General features: G+C 61.4%; 16 protein-coding genes. 9 read left to right on the top strand and 7 right to left on the bottom strand.

Features of this window, described 5'->3' with window-relative positions:
- Positions 1–12: 12 nt before the first annotated feature.
- Positions 13–2,730, bottom strand: coding sequence for an Rne/Rng family ribonuclease (locus tag C8264_RS12430; RefSeq protein WP_108461418.1), 2,718 nt, complete (start codon positions 2,728–2,730; stop codon positions 13–15).
- Positions 2,731–3,340: 610 nt separating this feature from the next.
- Between C8264_RS12430 and C8264_RS12425 the strand changes: the two genes are divergently transcribed.
- From C8264_RS12425 to prfB, 5 genes are all read left to right on the top strand, one after another.
- Positions 3,341–4,594: an N-acetylmuramoyl-L-alanine amidase gene (locus C8264_RS12425; RefSeq protein ID WP_108461307.1), complete on the top strand. Its 1,254-nt coding sequence runs from the start codon at positions 3,341–3,343 to the stop codon at positions 4,592–4,594.
- 181 nt (positions 4,595–4,775) lie between these two features.
- Positions 4,776–7,283, top strand: coding sequence for a penicillin-binding protein 1A (locus C8264_RS12420; RefSeq protein WP_108461306.1), 2,508 nt, complete (start codon positions 4,776–4,778; stop codon positions 7,281–7,283).
- Positions 7,284–7,781: a peptide deformylase gene (locus tag C8264_RS12415; RefSeq protein WP_108461305.1), complete on the top strand. Its 498-nt coding sequence runs from the start codon at positions 7,284–7,286 to the stop codon at positions 7,779–7,781.
- 70 nt (positions 7,782–7,851) lie between these two features.
- Entirely contained in the window at positions 7,852–8,169 is a 318-nt protein-coding gene (locus tag C8264_RS12410; protein ID WP_108461304.1) for a hypothetical protein, read from the top strand.
- A 67-nt stretch (positions 8,170–8,236) separates the two neighbouring features.
- Positions 8,237–9,362, top strand: a protein-coding gene (prfB, locus tag C8264_RS12405) for a peptide chain release factor 2 (RefSeq protein WP_108461303.1) whose coding sequence is annotated in 2 segments (ribosomal slippage) — positions 8,237–8,305 and positions 8,307–9,362 — 1,125 coding nt in all. Because the reading frame shifts where the segments join, the coding sequence is not laid out codon by codon here.
- A gap of 30 nt (positions 9,363–9,392) precedes the next feature.
- Here the strand turns inward: prfB and C8264_RS12400 are convergent.
- Together C8264_RS12400 and C8264_RS12395 are read right to left on the bottom strand one after the other, a co-directional pair.
- Positions 9,393–10,484: a M23 family metallopeptidase gene (locus C8264_RS12400; protein WP_162783612.1), complete on the bottom strand. Its 1,092-nt coding sequence runs from the start codon at positions 10,482–10,484 to the stop codon at positions 9,393–9,395.
- A gap of 202 nt (positions 10,485–10,686) precedes the next feature.
- Positions 10,687–11,175, bottom strand: a complete 489-nt coding sequence (locus tag C8264_RS12395) for a peroxiredoxin (protein WP_108461301.1) — start codon at positions 11,173–11,175, stop codon at positions 10,687–10,689.
- Positions 11,176–11,322: 147 nt separating this feature from the next.
- Here C8264_RS12395 and C8264_RS12390 point away from each other — a divergent pair, with 147 nt between their 5' ends.
- From C8264_RS12390 to gatB, 4 genes are all read left to right on the top strand, one after another.
- Complete coding sequence (locus C8264_RS12390) at positions 11,323–14,808, top strand: AsmA-like C-terminal region-containing protein (RefSeq protein ID WP_162783611.1); 3,486 nt, start codon at positions 11,323–11,325, stop codon at positions 14,806–14,808.
- A gap of 69 nt (positions 14,809–14,877) precedes the next feature.
- On the top strand, positions 14,878–15,189 hold the full coding sequence (locus C8264_RS12385; RefSeq protein WP_108461417.1) for a chorismate mutase: 312 nt from the start codon (positions 14,878–14,880) through the stop codon (positions 15,187–15,189).
- Between the two features lie 44 nt (positions 15,190–15,233).
- Positions 15,234–15,746, top strand: coding sequence for a GNAT family N-acetyltransferase (locus C8264_RS12380; RefSeq protein WP_162783610.1), 513 nt, complete (start codon positions 15,234–15,236; stop codon positions 15,744–15,746).
- Positions 15,747–15,922: 176 nt separating this feature from the next.
- Entirely contained in the window at positions 15,923–17,341 is a 1,419-nt protein-coding gene (gene gatB, locus C8264_RS12375) for an Asp-tRNA(Asn)/Glu-tRNA(Gln) amidotransferase subunit GatB (RefSeq protein WP_425430680.1), read from the top strand.
- Positions 17,342–17,361: 20 nt separating this feature from the next.
- On the opposite strand, the gene C8264_RS12370 is transcribed toward gatB, so the two are convergent.
- The 4 genes from C8264_RS12370 to dprA form a co-directional block, all read right to left on the bottom strand.
- Positions 17,362–17,946 carry a carboxymuconolactone decarboxylase family protein gene (locus C8264_RS12370; RefSeq protein ID WP_108461297.1) on the bottom strand — a complete coding sequence of 195 codons (585 nt, stop codon included), beginning with the start codon at positions 17,944–17,946 and terminating at the stop codon, positions 17,362–17,364.
- 57 nt (positions 17,947–18,003) lie between these two features.
- A complete protein-coding gene (locus tag C8264_RS22175; RefSeq protein WP_162783609.1) occupies positions 18,004–18,192 on the bottom strand; it encodes a hypothetical protein in 189 nt (62 codons plus the stop codon).
- Positions 18,193–18,240: 48 nt separating this feature from the next.
- Positions 18,241–19,131 carry a DMT family transporter gene (locus tag C8264_RS12365; RefSeq protein ID WP_108461296.1) on the bottom strand — a complete coding sequence of 297 codons (891 nt, stop codon included), beginning with the start codon at positions 19,129–19,131 and terminating at the stop codon, positions 18,241–18,243.
- A 108-nt stretch (positions 19,132–19,239) separates the two neighbouring features.
- Positions 19,240–20,358 (bottom strand): DNA-processing protein DprA, encoded by a 1,119-nt coding sequence (dprA, locus tag C8264_RS12360; RefSeq protein ID WP_108461295.1) that lies wholly within the window; start codon positions 20,356–20,358, stop codon positions 19,240–19,242.
- Between the last annotated feature and the right edge of the window lie 2 nt (positions 20,359–20,360).

The raw sequence follows: 20,360 nt of genomic DNA, 5'->3' as shown, positions 1-20,360 counted from the left end.
CCTTTGTTGTTTCTAGCCTAGGCCGAGGCGGCGCTGCCACCAGCCGGCTTTCTTCTTGGGCTGCTCGGCTGGCTCGCCTTCGGCTTCGGGTCGTGCAGCGCTGCTGGTGACCACAACCCCTTCTTCCGGCAGTTCTTTTTTCACCCGGCGAGTCTTTGGCGCCTCTTCGGCTGGCGCGGCTTCGACAGGTGCAGGTTCCACCGCTGGCGTGGAAGCAGGCTCTTCGACGGGCGCAGCCTGACTCACTTCTGCTGCGGGAATGACCTCAGCAGCCTCGACTTTTGGCTTGCGCGTGCGTGGTTTCCGCTTCGGCTTTTCTTCGACTTGGACCGCGTCTTGCTCCGCTGGTGCTTCGACCGGTGCTGCATCCAGGGGGGCAGATTCGGCTGTCTCGACAACCTTCTTGCGGCGCGTGCGCTTCGGCTTCTCGATGGGTGCCTCTGGCTCCACGGCGGGTTCCTCGGCGACGACCGGCGCTTCCACGGCAGCAGGCTCGGGCGCCGCAGCAATTGCCTCCTGCGCCAGAAGTTCCTCGCCAACAACGTCGGCGGCTTCCGGTGTCAGTTCTTCCTCGCCGGCCGGCAGGGCAGCTTTTTCGACAAAGCCTTCTTCACCCTCGCGACGATTGCGGCGACCGCCACGACGACCGCGCCGGCGGCGCTTGCGACCTTCGGCATCGCCGTTCTCGCCGGTGGGGCGTTCGGACTGCTGCGCGGCCGATTCGCCTTCATCGGCGTCGTCGGCAATTTCAGCGTCTGCTTCGCCTTCGGCCTGCACGGACGGGGCGGCGCGCTGCTGCGGGCGCTCTTCGCCGCGATCGGCTCCGCCACGACGGCGGCGACGGCGGCGGCGGCGGCCATTTTCGCCTTCGCCGTTTTCGGCGGTCGCTGAAGCGGCTGTTTCCTCGACGGCTTCGTCTTCGACTTCATCGGGAATGTCATCGTCGATGTCGTCATCGATGACTGCACTATCGACCCTGACGTGCTCGGTCGCGCGCTGGTCAGCATAGGCCATCACGCGGGCTTCGCCCTTTTCGATGGCAAACTGGTGCCCGGTCAATTTTCCATCCGCCGTGATGGTGATCGACAGGTGATTGCGCAGTTCGAGCGCGGTCAGCGTCTCGCGCTTGAAGTTGAGGATATAGAGCGCGACGTCGACCGGAACGCGAACGTTGATCGACTGGCCCTGGCGGCGCAGCACGTGATCCTCGATGTGGCGCATGATCATCAGCGCCAGCGACTCGGTCGAACGCACCAGCCCGGTGCCATCGCAAATCGGGCACTTATGGGTGGAGCTTTCCACGACGCCGAAGCGAATGCGCTGGCGGCTCATTTCCATCAGGCCGAAGTGCGAAATGCGCCCAACCTGGATACGGGCACGGTCGTCCTTGAGGCAATCCTTGAGCTTGCGCTCGACCGCACGATTACTGCGGTTCTCCATCATGTCGATGAAGTCGATGACGATGAGGCCGGCGAGATCACGCAGGCGCAGCTGGCGGGCAACTTCGTCGGCTGCTTCCAGATTGGTCTGGAGAGCGGTGTCCTCGATATTATGCTCCTTGGTGGAGCGGCCCGAGTTCACGTCGATCGAAACCAGGGCTTCGGTCGGGTTGATGACGATGTAACCGCCGGAGGGCAGGGTGACCGTGGGCGAGAACATCGAATCGAGCTGCTGCTCGATGCCGTACTTGGAGAACAGCGGCTGATCTTCCTTGTAGAGCAGCACGTTCTTGGCGTGGCTCGGCATGATCATGCGCATGAAATCTTTGGCTTCGCGGAAAGCGTCTTCGCCCGCCACGAACACCTCGTCGATCTCCTTGTTGTAGAGATCGCGAATGGTCCGCTTGATCAGCGAGCCTTCCTCATAGACGAGGCATGGCGCCTGGCTCTTGAGGGTGAGCGAACGCACGCTCTCCCATAGGCGCATCAGGTATTCGAAGTCGCGCTTGACCTCGGCCTTGGTGCGCGAAGCGCCAGCCGTGCGCAAGATGACGCCCATGCCCTGTGGCACCTCGAGATCACTGGTGATCTCCTTGAGGCGCTTGCGGTCGGCGGCATTGGTGATCTTGCGCGAAATGCCGCCACCGCGAGCGGTGTTGGGCATCAGGACCGAATAGCGTCCAGCCAGCGAGAGATAGGTGGTGAGAGCCGCGCCCTTGTTGCCGCGCTCTTCCTTGACCACCTGCACCAGCATGACCTGCCGGCGCTTGATGACTTCCTGGATCTTGTAGTGGCGGCGGCTGGGGCTCTGCCGACGCCGTTCGGGCACTTCCTCAAGCGCATCGGCACCACCGATGGATTCGATGGGCTCGGAATTCGCCGGGGCCTGCTCGATGTGGCTGTCGTCGTCGCCTTCGCCGGCCTCGGCTTCCGATTCTGCGCCGGCACCAGCGTCAGCCGCTTCCAGAGCCTCTTCTTCGGCTTCCTCGGCGTGTTCTTCCTCGTGCTCTTCATCGCGCAGCAGGGCTTCGCGGTCGGCTACGGGAATCTGGTAGTAGTCAGGGTGGATTTCGCTGAAAGCCAGAAATCCGTGGCGATTGCCGCCATATTCGACGAATGCGGCCTGCAGTGACGGCTCAACGCGCGTCACCTTGGCGAGGTATATGTTACCCCGCAACTGGCGGCGGGTCGCCGATTCAAAGTCGAACTCCTCGAGCCTGTTACCTGCGGTAACGACGATCCGTGTTTCTTCCGGGTGGATGGCATCCACCAGCATTCTCTTGGTAGCCATAATGAACTCCGCGCGCTCGCGCGCCGACAAGGGGGCGCCGGCAAGCCGGAACCCTCCTGGTGGCGCAGTGCGAGGCGAATGGTTTGAAGGTGATTGCGCGCACAAGCTCTGCCTTTAGCGCGCCGATATGTGTGGTCATGGCCGGAAGATGCAGCATGGCAAAACGGCAATCGTCTTGTTCGATCGCGTCGCGTTCTGTCCGCCTGCGGGCCATATGACCTCTTCCTATTAGGCTGTCTGTATCCGGGGATTGGCAGACAACCGTCCGGCCCAGATGGGGCCGAAATTCCGATTGAGGCGCCGGATTTGCCGCTTCTGGATCGAGCCGCGATGGTTCTTCTAAACCGCGCTGCCCGCCACTTTCTGACACCACTGTCGCAAGCCTTGTGGCTTGGGGAACGGGTCCTTCAGAAAGCGAGCGCCTCCCTTCTAGCGTGTAGGGTTATTGCGACCGAATGGCAACAAGAAAGTCAAAATCCGCGGTTCACAGGCTTTTGCCCCAGCCAATATTGGCCGTGCCCCCAAATCGTCGCATAAGAACCCTCCGGCCGCAGAATCGCCCGATCTCGGGAGCAGATGCAGGCTATATTTTCGCAGGGGCGATCCAGATTTGTTGCGTCACTTCCACAGGCTCATAACCTCGATTGTTGCCGTCACCTTCCTTGTGGCACCTGCTGGCCCTGCTGGGGCGCAGGATGCGGCTCAGGCGGCAGCGCAACTCGCATTGCCCAATGTCATGGACGTTCGCGTGACGGTTACGCCCGAACGGGCGCGACTTGTGGTGGACCTTGCGGCGCGCACCGAGTTTTCATTCGTCTCCATGAGCGGACCTGACCGGCTAGCCGTCGATGTGCGGGCCGCAACCATGTCCGTGCCCGAACCGTCCGGCAAACCGGGCGGCGAGGAGGGGATGATTTCCGAGTATCTGGTGGAGCAAGCCGGGCCGGATCGTGTCCGCACCACGCTTACGCTATCGGCGCCCGCACAGGTACAGCAGGCCTATGTCCTTGCCGCCTTCGAGGATCAGCCGGCGCGCCTCGTGGTGGATATCATTCCTGCCACCGCAGAGGAATTTGCGACTAATGTCGCCAAGGCTCTGGAGGTATCTACCGCCGTCGCTCCGGCAGTCACGGCAAGTTCCACCCCCGCGGGCGGCTCGGAACTCCCCCTTGCCACCAAGCCTCTCGTGGTCCTCGACCCCGGCCACGGGGGCATCGACAGCGGCGCCGAAACCGCGAAAGGCATCAAGGAGAAGGACATCGTTCTGGCCTTCACCCTGCGCCTTCAGGAATTGCTGGTCGACTCCGGCAGATTCGATGTGGCCCTGACCCGGGACGATGACACATTCCTTCGTCTCGAAGAGCGCGTTGCACTCGCCCGCGCCAACAAGGCCGACATCTTTATCTCCATACATGCCGACAGCTTCCAGCAACCCCAAATTCGCGGTGCAAGCGTCTATACCCGCGACGAGAACGCCACGGACGTTCTCGATAAGGTGCTGGCCGACAACGAAAACAAGACCGATGTGATTGCCGGCTTTTCCATGCCCCAGATGGCGCCGCAAGTGGTCGACATCCTGCTCGATCTGATGCGGCGCGAGATGCGTCATCATTCGTTCTCCCTGGCGCAATCCATCGTGCACCAGCTCGAGCCCAGCGTGGAACTGCGACGGTTTCCTGTTCGACAGGCGGATTTCTTCGTGCTGCAGGCGCCCGACGTTCCTTCGGTGCTGGTGGAGCTTGGCTTTTTGTCCAACGCCGATGACATGGCCAATTTGATGCAGGGCGACTGGCAGGACCGCACCGCCGAAGCGCTGGCGCGTGGCATCTCGACCTATTTCGACAGCCTGGAAATGCCGGAATGATGTGACAAATCGATCACTTGGCGCAGCGACCGACTGCGCCGGGTCGCTGTTGCGGTCTTGTGATCTACATTAGTTCTCGCCTCTGGTATGATTCCGGATAAGTCGGACGCGTCGCTCTGCTCCGGGATAACATGCCAGGCGCCTCGACCTCGCGAATGGATGACACGGAGAAACCGAGTATATGCTGCGCTTAGTGGGCTGGCTGTTTGGCTTTGGCATGTTCCTGGCCCTTGGTGCCGTAGGCGCCGCCGCCATTTACCTGACAACCGTCGCGTCCGCCCTGCCTGACTACACCGTTCTCAAGGATTATCAGCCCCCGGTGACCACGCGCGTGCATGCAGCCGATGGAACCCTGCTGGCAGAGTTTGCGCGCGAGCGGCGCCTGTTCCAGCCCATAGAAACCGTACCGCCGCTGCTGGTGCAGGCCTTTCTGTCGGCGGAGGACAAGGATTTCTACAAGCACGGCGGTATTGCCATCGACGGCGTGTTCCGCGCCCTGCGCGACAATGCGCTGGCGCGAATGGACGGCAATTCGGCCATCCAGGGTGGCGGTTCCTCCATTACCCAGCAGGTCGCCAAGAACTTCCTACTGACCTCCGAGCAGACCTGGGACCGCAAGATCCAGGAAGCCTTGCTGGCGATCAGAATCGAATCGACCTTCTCCAAGGACCGGATCCTGGAGCTTTATCTCAACGAGATTTTTCTGGGCCTGAACTCCTATGGGGTGGCGGCGGCGGCATTGAACTATTTCGACAAGGCGCTTTATCAACTCGATCTTGCCGAGGCGGCCTATATAGCGGCGCTGCCAAAGGGCCCCAATAATTACCATCCGTTTCGCCGACCGGAGGCGGCAATCGAGCGCCGGAACTGGGTCATCGACCGGATGGTCGAGAATGGCCATGTGACGCTCGAAGAGGGCGAACTCGCCAAGGAAGAGCCGCTCAATGTTCTGCCGCGCGCCGGCGGCAGCCAGCTCTATTCGGCCGAATATTTCACCGAGGAAGTGCGCCGCGAACTGGCCAAGCTCTACGGCGAGGACCAGCTTTATGGCGGCGGCCTGTCGGTGCGCACGACGCTTGACCCCAAATTGCAGGAACATGCCCGCAAGGCGCTGATGGATGGGCTGATCGCCTATGATCATACCAAGGGCTTCCGCGAACCTGTGGCCAGCATTGAAATCGGCGAGGATTGGGGTCTCGACGTCGCCAAGGTCGTTCCCCTGAGCGACGTGCCGGAATGGCAACTCGCTGTCGTGCTGGAAATCGCCGGCAATGAGGCGCGCATCGGGTTGCGTCCAGATGGCGTCGCTGATGGCGGGGTCGCATCCGATCGTGTTGAGGGGACTTTATCGGGACCTGAAATCAAGTGGGTCTCCAGGAGCTTGAGCGACATCCTTAAAGTTGGAGATGTGGTCTATGTCTCGCCGGTTGTCGGCAAGACCGGCATCTACACCCTGGAACAGGTTCCCGAAATCGAAGGCGCCCTGGTCGCCATGGACCCGCGCACGGGGCGGGTATTGGCCATGGTGGGGGGCTTCTCCTACGCGATGAGCGAATTCAATCGCGCGACCCAGGCCCTGCGCCAGCCGGGCTCCTCGTTCAAGCCGATCGTTTACGCCGCCGCGCTCGACAATGGCTACACGCCGGCATCGGTGGTGCTGGATGCGCCTGTCGAGATCCGCAACAGCGATGGCTCGATCTGGCGGCCCGAGAATTATGCTCAGCAGTTCTATGGTCCACAAACCCTGCGGCGCGGCATCGAGCGCAGCCGGAACGTGATGACGGTGCGCCTGGCCAAGGACATAGGCATGCCGCTGGTCGCCGAGTACGCACGGCTTTTCGGCGTCTATGATTCGATGCAGCCCGTGCTGGCCATGGCCCTGGGTGCCGGCGAAACGACCGATATGCGGATGACTGCGGCCTATGCGACCATTGCCAATGGCGGCCGCAAGATCGTCCCGACGCTGATCGACCGGGTGCAGGACCGCTATGGGGTGACCGTCTACAAGCATGACCAACGGCTGTGCCGGGGATGCGAAGCCACGGCGTGGGAAGGGCAGGGTGAACCGACCATCATCGATAACCGCGAACAGGTACTCGATCCGATGACGGCCTATCAGATCACTTCGATGATGGAAGGTGTGGTCCTGCGGGGCACGGGGACGGCGGCAAAGGTCCTTAACCGCCCGGTGGCCGGCAAGACCGGCACCACCAATGACTACAAGGACGCCTGGTTCGTGGGTTTCACGCCCGAACTGGCCGTGGGGGTTTATGTCGGGTACGACCAGCCGCGCTCCATGGGTAGCGCCGTTACGGGCGGGTCTTTCGCCGTACCGATCTTTACCGATTTCATGCAGAAGGCGCTGGCGGGAAAGCCTGCAACGCCATTCCCCAAGCCCTCGGGGATGACGACGGCCTGGATCAACCCCAATTCCGGCGTGGAGGCTTTTGATGGCGAGGCGGCGATCGAGGAGGCGTTCAAGCCTGGAACCGGACCCAATTTGATGACCTCGGTCATCGGGCTGGACAACAACACCTTCAATGAAATCCAGCGCCAGCAGCAGATGCAGCAGCAATATGGCAGCGCCTTCGAAACCGCGCCGCAGCCAGCGCCGGATACGGGCTATGTCGACCCGACGGCCCGCATCAACGGAACCTATTACGAAAACGACCGCGGCAGCTTGTTCTAGGTGGTGGAGTTTATCGCGTACCCCGATGCACGTTTGCGGCTGAAGGCGCAGCCGCGCCCGGTTGATGCACCTATGCTGGCCGCCGGAGAACAATTGCTGGCCGCGGCCCGGGAAGCGCAGGCTTTCGGTCTGGCGACCGCGCATTTAGGCCACAATGAACCCGTCATAGTGGTCAGCGTCGCCGCAGATGGCGCGAGCAGGGATCATCGATTGTTCTTCAATCCCGAAATCGTCGAGCGTGCGGGGGAAGGTGCAGCGGGGCCGGAAGGGTCGGTTTCCATGCCGGGCACCGAAGTGGAAATCGAACGCGCTGTCTGGGTCGGAATGAGCTATGACGATGCCAGCGGCACCCGCCAGACTGCGCGCTTCGAGAACTTCGTGGCGCGCGTCATTCAGCACGAGATCGATCAGATGAACGGAATCTTTTTCCTGGAGCGGCTGTCGAGGTTGAAACGCGACATTGCAATACGCAAGTTTGCCAAGTTACGTGCCCGATGAACAACAGGCCGTCGCGCCTCGATGCGCGGCAGCGTTTACCGATAACAAACCACCAATTGGGGTGACGACCATGAAGCCAGCCAAACTTGCCCTTGCGGGTATCCTGACCGCCCTGGTGGCGCTGCCCACGCCGGCCTGGGCAATTTTCTGCGCCAATGAAGGCCCCACCGCACCCAAGACTTTCGTGGACGATGGTGGTGGCCGGAGCAGGCTGCAGATCGACACCGAACTGCAGGACCGGATGGACACGCGGCGCCTACGCGAAATCGGGGTCGAAGCCCAATCGGTCGAGCGCTGGAACGGCTGCATGCGCGCATTCGTCAAAACGCCCGATGGCCGGAACATCATGGAATTCTATGATCCGGTAACCCTGCGCAAGTTGCAGTAATCGGCTCGGACGGTTGATCCTTCCGGCCCCCTCCGCTACATGGGGGCCGGAATAAAAGGAACTCAACATGCGTGCGGAAATCGAAAAGACCGTCGCCGAAATCGAGCAGGTTCTGACCCTGCTGAGGAGGCATCTTTGACTGGGATACTGCAGAAGTTCGCCTCGACGCGCTGACGGCGCAAACCGAATCTCCCGAATTCTGGAATGACCCCGAAAAAGCTCGCGTCGTCATGCGCGAGCGCGATGAGCTCGACGCTGCCGTCAAGGCAATGCGTGAGCTCGAAGCCGGCATTCGCGACAACGTCGAACTCATCGAGATGGGCGAAGCGGAAGGGGATGCCGAGGTCGTCAAGGACGCCGAGGCCAGCCTGATTGCACTCAAGCAGGACGCCCGCCGACGCCAGATCGAAACGCTGCTGTCCGGCGAAGTCGATAGCAACGACGCCTACGTCGAAATCCACTCCGGTGCCGGTGGCACCGAAAGCCAGGATTGGGCGAACATGCTCCTGCGCATGTACACCCGATGGGCTGAACGGCGCAAAATGAAGGTCGAAGTGCTTGAAATGCACGACGGTGAAGAAGCCGGCATCAAGTCCGCGACCATCAAGGTGTCGGGCCATAATGCCTATGGCTGGCTCAAGACCGAGAGCGGCGTGCATCGCCTCGTGCGCATCAGCCCCTACGACTCCGCCGCCCGCCGCCACACCAGCTTTTCCAGCTGCTGGGTCTATCCGGTGGTCGATGACAGTATCGACATCGAGATCCGGGAAGCCGACCTCAAGGTCGACACTTACCGCGCATCCGGCGCCGGTGGGCAGCACGTCAACACCACCGATTCGGCTATTCGCATCACCCACGTGCCATCCGGCATCATCGTGGCCTGCCAGCAGGAGCGCAGCCAGCACAAGAACCGTGCGACGGCGATGGCGATGCTGAAGTCACGGCTTTACGAGGCGGAACTGCAGAAGCGGGAAGAAGCCGCCAATGCGCAGGCTGCCAGCAAGACCGATATCGGCTGGGGGCACCAGATCCGCTCCTACGTCTTGCAGCCCTACCAGATGGTCAAGGATCTGCGCACCAGCGTCGAAAGCGGCCAGCCTTCGGTAATCCTGGACGGCGATCTGGACGAGTTCATGGAAGCGGCCCTGGCGCAGCGCGTGGGCGTTGCAACCGATGTCGCGGCCGAAGGCTAGTAGTTTGCGCCCTCTACGGAGGGCGCATTCTTAGCTGCGCAGTTCGATCAGACGCTTGCCCGCTTCAAGGAATGCCTTGGGATTGACGGCACTATCTGCTTTCCGCACCTCGAAATGCAGATGCGGCCCGGTGGAGCGACCCGTCGACCCTACTTTCGCGATTGGCGTGCCGGTATTGACCGCCTGACCTTTTTTGCTGAGGAACCCGGACAAATGTCCGTAGCGGGTGACCAGGCCATTGGCGTGAGTCACCTCCACCACCTTGCCATAGCCGGACTTGGTGCCCACGAAACTGACCACGCCCCGGCCAGCGCTGAGAACTGTCGTGCCGGTGGGCGCTGCGAAATCGAGGCCGGAGTGAAAGGCACGCGATCCACTGAACGGGTCGGAGCGATTCCCGAAACTGGAGCTTTGCCGGAAACTGCCGCTAATGGGCATATGCACCGGAGCAGCGTCGCTGGTTTCCCTTGCAGCTTTGTAGCGCAGCAATGCGGCCATGACGTCGTTGGCATCGTTGATCATCGGCGATGTGTGGGTCTCGCCAATGGCGGGCAGCAGAGGACCGCCCATTGCGTCTTCCGGCTCAGGCAGTGCCACCTGGATGCCGAGATGCGATAACTCGGCGACAATGCTGTTGGTGCGGGTGACCGCCGTTTCGGCGATCGAAGTCATGGCGAACTGGGTTTCGTCCATCATCTGTGACACAGCGGAAACGGTGGCATCGATTTCCGGATTGCCAGTCATCGCGTTGGTTGCAGCGAGATCGTCCGCGGGGCTTTCCGGCAATACGGCCGCCGTGATGCCAAGCTCGTCTGCCTTGTTGACCAGCACCTTGACCAATTGATGCTGCTCGAGCAGCACTTCCTGCTGCTGGGCCAGTTCCTGCAATTGCAAATTGATGTCGCCGCTTTGCGCATAGCTGCGCGACTGAAGGCGATCTACCTCGACCCGCAACTGCGCGATGCGATCCTCATAGGCTTCCACGATCTGTTCGGTACTGCCGTCCAGCAGCTTGGCGATGTCTGGCGAGAGCAGCACTGCCGTACCCAGGAAGGCGTTTCCGGCGAGGAGCACCGTGAACATGCCGTAGAAAAGGGCGGGGCAAATGCCTTGGCGGTTCACAAGAGTCGTATGGCTCGACCTGTCCCTGGTTCGACCAAAACTGGCTTGGTTTCGCACGCGCCCAACTCCACGACACCGCAATACATGGTGACCAGAGTATGACCGGGCATGGTTAACAAAGCTTCGAAGGACGCCAGGGAAACCGCTCGCCTTTGCTTCAGAATGAGCAGAGTTCCAAATAATTAGCGCGAACTCTGCTCGCCTAGTCTGATTTGCGCTGTGCTACATGCTGGGTAAGCGCATCGAGCATCTTCTCGGCGTGGCCAACTATGCGGGTCGCTCGCACAATTCGCGCCACCGTGCCCTCCGCATCGATGATGAAGGAAGTTCGGATCAGGCCCAAGAATTCCCGGCCGTAGAGCTTCTTCAACTGCCAAAGACCGAAAAGCTCGATGGCAACATGGTCCGGATCTGACGCGAGTGGAACCTGCAAATTGTATTTGCGGCGGAACTTGGTGTGGCTCTCGATCGTGTCCGGCGAAATGCCGACGAGCCGAGCCCCGAGATTCTCGAATGCGGCTTTTCGTTCGGAAAATTCCTGGTTCTCGTTGGTGCAACCACCAGTGTCATCTTGAGGGTAGAAATACAGCACCACTGGCCGGCCGCGTTGCTCGCCCAGGGTGAAGCTCGTGCCATCGTCCAGAGCCAGGGTAAAATCGGGAGCGGGATCGCCCTCTTTCAATGCTGGCATAAGCCTACTCCGGTTCTAGCTGTGTACCCACGATTATGTGGGTGTCGATGCCATATTCCAGCCGGTATCATCGGGCAAGTGACCGCCTTCTGCGGTTGATTCTTTGGGCTGCCAGCAGAGTTCGGCAGATCCTCTTTTTGGAAGCAAGTGACCGCGCCAACCGCTCCCGCAGACATTACCGTAGCACCGTGTGCCAAGCGCAAGCGGTCTCCTGCGCGGCACGCGGCCAAGGTGGCCGTGTGGGTTTTGGGCATTCCCGCCACGCTGCTTCTCCTGCTCTACGCCGTCCTGCTTTTTACGCCGGTGCAGCTTCCCTTCGGCAGCGATGCCGCGGAAGCGCTGGCCAGATCGACATTGCCCCCGACCAGCGAACTCGAACTGGGCGACATGGCCCTCGCGCTGGAAAACAACGTCTGGCCCGTTATACGCTTCTCGCCGGTCACCATAAACGACAGCAAGACCGGCGCGCGCATTGCAGTGGACGCGCTGGAGATCGGATTCTCGCCGGTTCGTGCCCTGGTCGGGCAGCCAGGCGCCACAGTATCGGTGGTCGGGCCGCACTTGCAGGTGGTTCAGGACTTGTTCGGTCCGCGGCCTGCCAGCTTCGAGATGCTGGAGGACCCGGAAGGCGGCCTGCCCACAGTTCGCGTGCAAGAGGGGGAAGACGCCTTTCCTACAGTGGGCATTTCGCCCACCGGTATTGACCTCAGTGGCTCTACGCAGCCAGTGCCGATGCGTTCTGATAATGATTGGCTGATCTTCAACCTGGAAGGCAGCGAGAAGGGCATTGCGGACATCGTCAACCAATCGGTCCAGGGCCGCTTCTCAAGGCTCAAGGTCAGGGACGGCACAGTCGACATGATCGATGCCGTTTACGGCTTGTACAGGCGCTTCGACAACATCGACCTGGACATCGCTCCTTCGGCGAATGGCCGCAACACCAGCGGCAATTTTTCCGCCAGGCTCGGCGGGAGAACCATGACCGGCACCTTGTCGCGAACGGTGGACGAGCAGGGTGCGACGCGCCTGGAAACCGACGTCATCAACATCGATTTCGCGGCCTTTCTGCCGTTTATCGACGATCCCACCAGCATGGCGGCAATGCGCGGAGCCGGGGCGCTGTCGATCGATGTCAATTTCGACAAGCCCGCAGGCAAACTGACCGGTGGCCTGTTCAAGGTGGATCTGACCGGGCTCGATTTGCGCGTGGAGGAAAACTATTTCCCCATCGCCAGCTCGATCATGAACATCAGGTGGACCCCCAGCAACGGCCACTTCACCCTTGAGGAGAGCGCGCTTCAGATCGGGCAAAGTTCGGCAAAAATCGCGGGTACTTTCGCGTTGGGGTTGGACCCGACGTTCGGCCCGACCATCGGCATGTCCATCAAGGCCCGCGACGTTTTCCTGCACCCCAATGATCTGCCTGCGCCAGCGGCGCCATTCGACAGCATGGAGTTCTCCGGCTGGTCGGCGCCGCTTTATGGCGCGCTTGGTGTTGATCGTTTCATCGCGCGCAAAGGCGCCGCAGTGGTGGAGACCACGGGACGCATAGACATGCTGCGGGAAGGTCTTGGTGTCGAAATGAGCGTGGCGGGGCAGGGTGTCTCCGCCGATGATATGAAGCGCCTCTGGCCCTATGTGGTTGGCGAGGACAGTCGCGACTGGTTTGTGGCCAACATCACCGAGGGCACTGTCGTGCGCTCGCGCATGAATTTCCGGTTCCCTGTTGGCTCGCTTGCTTTGGGCGAGGAGGACAAAGAGATTCCCGACGGCGCCATGCAGATCGAGATGGTGGGAGCCAATGTTTCGGTCAAGCCGATGCCGCAGATGGACCCCATCGCGATAGATGGCGAAACGCGATTGCAGGTCGATGATACCGAGTTGACTGTTTCGGCGGGCGGTGGTCGCCTGCAGACGGCGGCGGGTGAGGTCACTGTTACCAATCCGGCGTTCATCATGGACTATTCCTCTGCGTCCAACAACATAATCGAGCTATCGGGCGACGTTGCAGCGCCTATCCCGGCAATGCTGGCCCTTGCGCGCGCACATCAGCCGGCGGTCCTAGAAAATTCCGACCTGCCGGTGAAACTGGACGCACTGAGCGGGAAACTGGATGCGGGGCTTGTTGCCACCATCCTTCTCGCCGACGAAGCGAGCGGCCGGCCGCTGGATTTCGACTATGTCCTCAATGGCACGGTCGCCGATTTCGGCAGCACCGAGCCCATCAAGGATCGCACCATCGACAATGGCCAATTGGCCTTCAGCGCATCGCAGGATGGCTATCAGCTCGGCGGCACGGCTGAAATCGACGGCATGGCAGCCGAGGTGGAAATCTCCGGCACGCCCACTTCGGCGCCGCAGTTCAAGCTGGCCTCCACCATCGACGTTGCCGACCTCACCAAGATGGGCTTTGACGCCTCGGCGTTCCTGGCTGGCAAAATCCGCTTCGTCGCCCAGCCCATGGCGGACGGCGCTATCCAGATGGCTGTCGATCTGCACGATGCTGCCGTAACACTCAGGGATATCGGCATCACCAAGGCCGCTGGCCGGCCAGGCACCGTCAGCGCGACCATACGTCAGGTGGGGAGCGTCACCGATCTCGACGCCATTGAACTCGCCTTCGGCACGGTGACGGCCAAAGGCGATCTGACCTTCGACGCGGAAAAGGGGCTGCAATCGGCCACGTTCAACCAGTTCGGCCTGAGCAATGGTGACAGCGCCCAGCTTTCTGTCGCGCCGATCGATGGCGGTTATGCCATAGAAGTCCGCGGCGCCCAGATCGATCTCAAGCCCATGCTGCGCAGGTTCTTTGGGCTCGGCGAAGGCTCGGGGGGCGTGCAGGCCACCCAGGTCGACCAGACCTTGTCGCTCGATGTCCAGCTCGACCGTGCCCTTGGCCACTACGCGACGACGGCGTTCAACCTGGACCTCGATATGCTGCTGCGCGGCAGCGATATGCGGCGCGCCAACCTCACAGCGCAGTTCAGCGACGGCAACGCCGTTTCCATCACCACCAATCCTGCACCTCGCGGGCGCACATTGAGCGTTGCCTTCAACGACGCCGGGACGATCCTGCGGCTGCTGGGGGTCTATTCCCAATTGGCCGGCGGCAGCGGCAGTCTGGTGCTGACCACCGACCGCGATGCCGAAGCGGAAGCCGGCCGGCTGCTGATGCGGGACTTTGCCATCGTCGATGAGGCCAATGTCGCGCAGGTGCTCGGCAATCATTCGGATTCCCGCACCGCCATTGCCGCCCGGAACCGGCTCGATTTCGATGTCGCGCAGGTAGATTTCCTGCGCCGCTCCGACCGGGTGGAAGTCAGCAATGCCATGCTGACCGGTGGCACGGTGGGCGGCACGATGCGGGGTTTCATCTACACCGACAGGCGCCAGTATGACCTCACCGGCACTTATGTGCCGCTGTTTGGCCTCAACAGCGCCTTTCAGAAAATTCCTCTCCTTGGGCCCCTGTTGGGCGGGCGCGACGGGGAGGGGCTGGTAGGCGTGACCTTTGCCGTGCAGGGGCCCCTCAACAATCCGCAATTCCTGATCAACCCGCTGTCCGCGCTGGTTCCCGGCGCTTTCCGTGAGCTCTTCGAGTTCCGCGCCAAGGAACAACCGCCGGCCGAGTAGCGGGTACAGGTTGAATTTTGCGGTCGTGCGGTGCAAACCAGCATCAAACCAATTTATGCGGACAGCGTCGTGACCACTCCCAAATCGCCCCAGGACTGCCAGACCAAAGATGATGTACGCGCCGAGATCGATCGGGTCGACCAGGCGCTTCTGAGCCTTTTTGCGGAACGGCACCGCTACGTGACCCGCATGGCAGAGATCAAGACCGATCCCCATGAAGCACGGGACCCGGCGCGCATCGAATCCGTCATCGCCAAGGTACGTGATCGCAGTTTGGCTCTTGATCTCGATGAAGATCAGGCCGAACTTGTGTGGCGGACCCTGATCGATTGGAACATCAACTACGAGAAGGGCATCATCGCCGCGCGACGCCGCGGCTGACGGCCAGCTGGATGACAGCTTGGCCTAGCGATGTGGAGGCCAAAATGCCAGTCATTACCATACGCAAGGCCGAGCCCGCAGATGCCCCGCGTCTCTCGGAAATCGCTTATGATGCCTGGGAAGCCGGCATCTTCCCGCTGCTCAGCGAGCAGCCTGGTATGCGCGAGGCCGAGCGCCGCCGCCTGAGGGAGGCGGTGGCCGAGCAACTCGGGCAAACCATCGTCGCGGTGATCGATGATGTCCCGGTGGGCTGGTGCTCGCGGGCCCGGCGCCGGGCCTATATTCCCTACCTCTTTGTTATGCCCGAACTACAGGGACATGGCCTCGGCTCGATCCTGCTGCGGCGCATGGAGTCGATGCTGGAGCTGGAGGGAGCGGAACGGGTCCACCTCGAAACGCCAGCCGACAATGTCCGCGCCGTGCGGTTCTACGAACGGCAGGGCTATCGCATACTGGCGCTGCGCCCGGACGGGAGGGCGGTTCACTCGCCCTTCATGAGCGTGCATCTGGAAAAGCGCCTGCGGCCTTTTGACGGCGATATCGACGACGAGGATTAGTGGTCCATCCTCCGATGGACGAAAGAGCCGTTGCATCGACACGCTGGGGTAAGTAAGCACTTACACAGCTTCGCCTTGCCTTTCAGGACGTTCAATTGACCCTTATCGATACGCGCACGCCAAATCCCAAGAGCTTCATCTCTGGTTCCACCGGTGACTGGGAAGTCATCATCGGCATGGAAGTGCACGCTCAGGTCACATCCGAAAGCAAGCTGTTCTCCGGCTCCTCCACCGCGTTCGGCAACCCGCCCAATTCCAACGTTTCGTTCGTCGATGCGGCCATGCCCGGCATGCTGCCGACCATCAACGAGGAATGCGTTCGCCAGGCCGTGCGCACCGGGCTGGGGCTCAAGGCTGCCATCAACAAGCGCAGCGTGTTCGACCGGAAGAACTATTTCTATCCCGACCTGCCGCAGGGCTATCAGATTTCCCAGTTCAAGGACCCGATCGTGGGCGAGGGCGTGGTCTATCTCGACATGCCCGAGGGTCAGATCGAGATCGGCATCGAGCGGCTGCACCTGGAACAGGACGCGGGCAAGTCCATCCACGACCAGCATCCAAACATGAGCTTCGTGGACCTCAACCGGTCGGGCGTCGCGCTGATGGAAATCGTCAGCAAGCCGGATTTGCGTTCGTCTGAGGAAGCCAAGGAATACCTCGCCAAACTGCGCTCGATCCTTCGCTATCTCGGCACCTGCGACGGCAATATGGAGCAGGGCTCCATGCGGGCCGACGTGAACGTGTCGGTGCGGCGGCTTGGCGGCGAGTTCGGCACCCGCTGCGAAATCAAGAACGTCAACTCGATCCGGTTTGCTGGTCAGGCTATCGAATACGAGGCGCGCCGCCAGATCGATATTCTGGAAGGTGGCGGCAAGATCGATCAGGAAACTCGCCTGTTCGATCCCAAGCTGGGTGAAACCCGCTCCATGCGCTCCAAGGAAGAAGCACATGACTATCGCTACTTCCCCGACCCGGATTTGCTGCCGCTGGAGTTCGATGACGCCTTCGTTTCGGCGCTGGCCGAGAATCTTCCTGAACTGCCTGACGAGAAGAAGGCGCGGTTCATTTCAGATTTCGGCGTGACGCCCTACGACGCGATGGTGCTGACGCTCGATCGCGAAACGGCAGACTATTTCGAATCCGTGGTAGCGTTTGGCGGCACCAAGCGGGACGGCAAGGCTGTGGCGAACATGCTCAACGCCGACGTTGCCGCCTATGCCAACAGCCAGGGCCTGGCGGTGTGGGAAACACACCTGAAGCCCGGGCAGATTGCCGGCATTGTGGACCTGATTGCAGCTGGGACCATCTCCAGCAAGATTGCCAAGGATTTGCTGCAGGTCATCATCGCGGAAGAACCCGAAGGCGAGCCCGCTGAAATCGTGGAGCGTCGCGGCATGAAGCAGGTGACGGATATGAACGCGATCGAAAAGATCGTGGACGATATCATCGCCGCCAATCCCGACCAGGTCGCCAAAGTGCTCGCCAAGCCGACCATGATCGGCTGGTTCGTCGGCCAGGCCATGAAGGCCTCGGGTGGCAAGGCCAATCCGCAGGCGCTCAACGACCTGATGAAAAAGAAGCTCGGCCTCGAGTAAGGGAGAGGCATGCCGCCCAGCTAGATCGGCTTGCCCACTGTCATTGCGCTCCGGAAGTCCAGATCCTCATCGAGGAATGCGGCTTCGGGCGTTGCGCCCGTCGCGTCGTAGAACCGGCTCATGAAACACCGGAGCGAAGCGCAAAGCGCGATGTCGGATATTTCGATGTCGGTGAAGCCGTGCCCTCGCAGCGTCTCAATATCTGCGCCCGTGATCCGTGAAGCGTTTCTGGCGACCTGCTCGGCATAGGCGAGCATGGCGATCTCCTTCTCGCTTAGTCCCGCAGTGCGATAATCCCGCTGTATGGCGAGCACCTTGGCTTTGGATCCAAGATCCTCCACCAGCGCTTGGGCATAGACATGGCTGCAATAGGTCGAAGGCACCTGCTTGGCAGCGACAAAGGTGATGAGCCGCCATTCATGCGCACCCAGCGAGAAGTTCGCTTTCACGCCGGCAAGGAAATGTTCAAACAGCGGCAGCAGATCCGGCCGAGTTGTCCAGCACGCCGTAGCTTCCATCAGGAAACCGCGTTCGGCGATTTCCTCGTTGTAGATTGCGGCAATTTCTCCAGTCGCATCTTCCGGCGCAATGGTTTGAAGAAACATCGAAGCCTCCCATGTCGGGGTAGGCTATCAAAATACTGTGGAGCCGGAAATTAGCCCTCAGGAGCGTAGGGGTTGACCGAGGTCGGGTGCCGGTTGCCCAGGCGTGGGGTCCTCCACAGGCTCCGGCACGTCCGGGAACTCGTCTGGTCCTGGTGGCCTCGGATTGATCGGCTCTGGCTGGTCAGGCGTCGGCTGCGGAATGATTTCGGGCGCGGGACGCGGATCGATTTCTGGCATCTGGGTCATGGCTGCTCCTCCCCCACGCAAACGGGGGAAGGCGACGAGCCGTTCCATTCAGGCGGCGGCGCCTCTCCAGAGCTTGCCAATGCGCCCATCGATCAGCATCAAGCCAGCAAAGATCACCAGCATGCCGAGGATCTGGATCGGCAGCACAGTCTCGCCGAGTAGCGTGACACCCAGGATGATCGCCGAGACAGGAGCGATGAACGTCGTGGTTGCGAAGTTGGTAGCGCCTACGCGCGGCAATATCCGGTACATGATCTGGAAGGTGAAAGCCGTCGAGACCAGCCCGATTGCTGCCGCCGCAAGCCAGGTTTCTCCGCGCACCATTACGGGAGCTCCTTCGACCAAAAATGCAATAGGGACCGACACCACCGCGGCGCCGGTCAGCGCGATGGAAGCCAATGCGGTCGGCTCCACGGCCTTGAAGCTTCGCGTGATGTTGAGCGAAAGCGCGTAGCACAGTGTTGCGAGGAGGCACGCACCTACGGCCCAAAGTTGCGACTGTCCGCCCGAGGCAAGTGCCGGGGAGGCGAGGATCGCCGCGCCAGCGAAGCCCAGGACCACCCCCGCACTTTTGGTGCGACTGGCCTTTTCGCCGCCAATCCAGAAATGGCTGACGATCACCGTCATAATGGGAGTTAGTGCATTGACGATGGCGGCAACACCACTCGCAAGATTGGCCTGCGCCAGTGGAAACAGGGCAAAGGGAATGGCATAGGCAAGGATGCCGAGCGCGCCCAGCTTGACCCACAGAACTGGATCACGCGGGATGGGTTTGCGCAGGGCGATCATCACCGCCCAGCAGCCCAGCGCGCCGATGGCGACCCGGAACGAGGTTACCCAAAGCGGCCCGATCTCGCGAATCAGCACCGCATTGAAAATAAACGAGCAGCCCCAAATGGCGCCGAGAAATATGATCCAAAACCAATCGCGCCGGTCCATTTGTGCCTCCAAAGAGGGGGCACCATATGCCTGTGTCGCGGCGGGGTCGAACCGATTTTGACGATGAGAGCTATCAATACCGGTGATGCGAACCTGAGAGCCTGGCGGCTAGTATCGCAGCGCCACCAATTGCCCACTGGACCATTCGATCTGTCCGGCCAGATCGAGCTCCAGCAGAAGCATCTGCATGCTCGAGGCAGTAAGGCCGGACTGCCGCACGAGTTCGTCCACCTCCACCGGCGTGGCGCTCAGCGCTGACAGCAGCCGTGACTTGTCGTCATCATTTATGGAGACTTCGGGAGTGAGGTCGGGCTCCCAATCACGATCAAACAGGGCGCTTCGGGAAGGGTCGGCGCTGCCGAGTGTTTCCACGATGTCCTCGACGCCGGTAATCAGCTTGGCTCCCTGCTGGATCAGCAGATTGCCACCTTCCGCCCGCGGATCGAGCGGTGAGCCGGGCACCGCGAAAACATCGCGATTCTGCTCCAGCGCCAGACGTGCCGTGATCAACGAGCCGGACCGCTTGGCTGCTTCCACCACGACAATGCCCAGTGAAAGGCCAGACACCAGCCGGTTGCGCCGGGGGAAGTCCCGAGCGCGCGGTTCCCAGCCTAGCGGCATTTCAGTCAGCAAGGCGCCGCCGCTATCCAGAATGTCGTGTGCCAGCGGAATATTTTCGTCAGGGTAGATCTTGTCGAACCCGCCTGCGAGAACAGCAATCGTTCCGGTGGCGAGACTCGCCCGATGCGCCGCTGTGTCGATGCCGCGGGCAAGGCCCGAGACGACCGTGTAACCGCGTTCGCCCAGCCCACTTGCGAGCATGCGCGTCATCTTGATTCCGGCGGAAGACGCGTTGCGCGCGCCGACGATGCCGACGCTACGTTGCCAGTCGAGGTTCTCACCGCCAGCCATGGTGATGATCGGCGGAGCGGCGGGGATGTATTTCAGCAGGTTGGGATAGTCCGGTTCACCGCTTGCCACGAGGCGGGCGCCATAACGAACGAGGCCCGCAATCTCGTCTTCTGCCGCAGACTGGCTGGCGATGCGCAGTGGCTTGCCCGTACGCTTGAGCAGGTCGGGCAGGGCATCCAGCGCTGCCTCGGCCGATTCGAAGCGATTGAGCAATTGCCGGAAGGTGGCGGGCCCAACATTGTCCGAGCGGATGAGGCGCAGCCAGGCTACGCGCTCTGCTGGCGACAAATGCTCACCCTCAACCCAGCGCGCCAAAG

The sequence above is a fragment of the Devosia naphthalenivorans genome (assembly GCF_003056355.1).
In the GTDB taxonomy this organism is placed as follows: Bacteria; Pseudomonadota; Alphaproteobacteria; order Rhizobiales; family Devosiaceae; genus Devosia; species Devosia naphthalenivorans.
Note: the sequence above shows the minus strand (reverse complement) of the source record. Positions and strands in the feature narration are given on the sequence as shown.

Coding starts and splice junctions, on each gene's coding strand:
- C8264_RS12365 (WP_108461296.1), bottom strand. CDS start 19,131: ATGGACCGGCGCGATTGGTTTTGGATCATATTTCTCGGCGCCATTTGG.
- C8264_RS12420 (WP_108461306.1), top strand. CDS start 4,776: ATGCTGCGCTTAGTGGGCTGGCTGTTTGGCTTTGGCATGTTCCTGGCC.
- C8264_RS12410 (WP_108461304.1), top strand. CDS start 7,852: ATGAAGCCAGCCAAACTTGCCCTTGCGGGTATCCTGACCGCCCTGGTG.
- C8264_RS12370 (WP_108461297.1), bottom strand. CDS start 17,946: ATGTTTCTTCAAACCATTGCGCCGGAAGATGCGACTGGAGAAATTGCC.
- C8264_RS12430 (WP_108461418.1), bottom strand. CDS start 2,730: ATGGCTACCAAGAGAATGCTGGTGGATGCCATCCACCCGGAAGAAACA.
- gatB (WP_425430680.1), top strand. CDS start 15,923: ATGGAAGTGCACGCTCAGGTCACATCCGAAAGCAAGCTGTTCTCCGGC.
- C8264_RS12380 (WP_162783610.1), top strand. CDS start 15,234: ATGCCAGTCATTACCATACGCAAGGCCGAGCCCGCAGATGCCCCGCGT.
- C8264_RS22175 (WP_162783609.1), bottom strand. CDS start 18,192: ATGACCCAGATGCCAGAAATCGATCCGCGTCCCGCGCCCGAAATCATT.
- C8264_RS12395 (WP_108461301.1), bottom strand. CDS start 11,175: ATGCCAGCATTGAAAGAGGGCGATCCCGCTCCCGATTTTACCCTGGCT.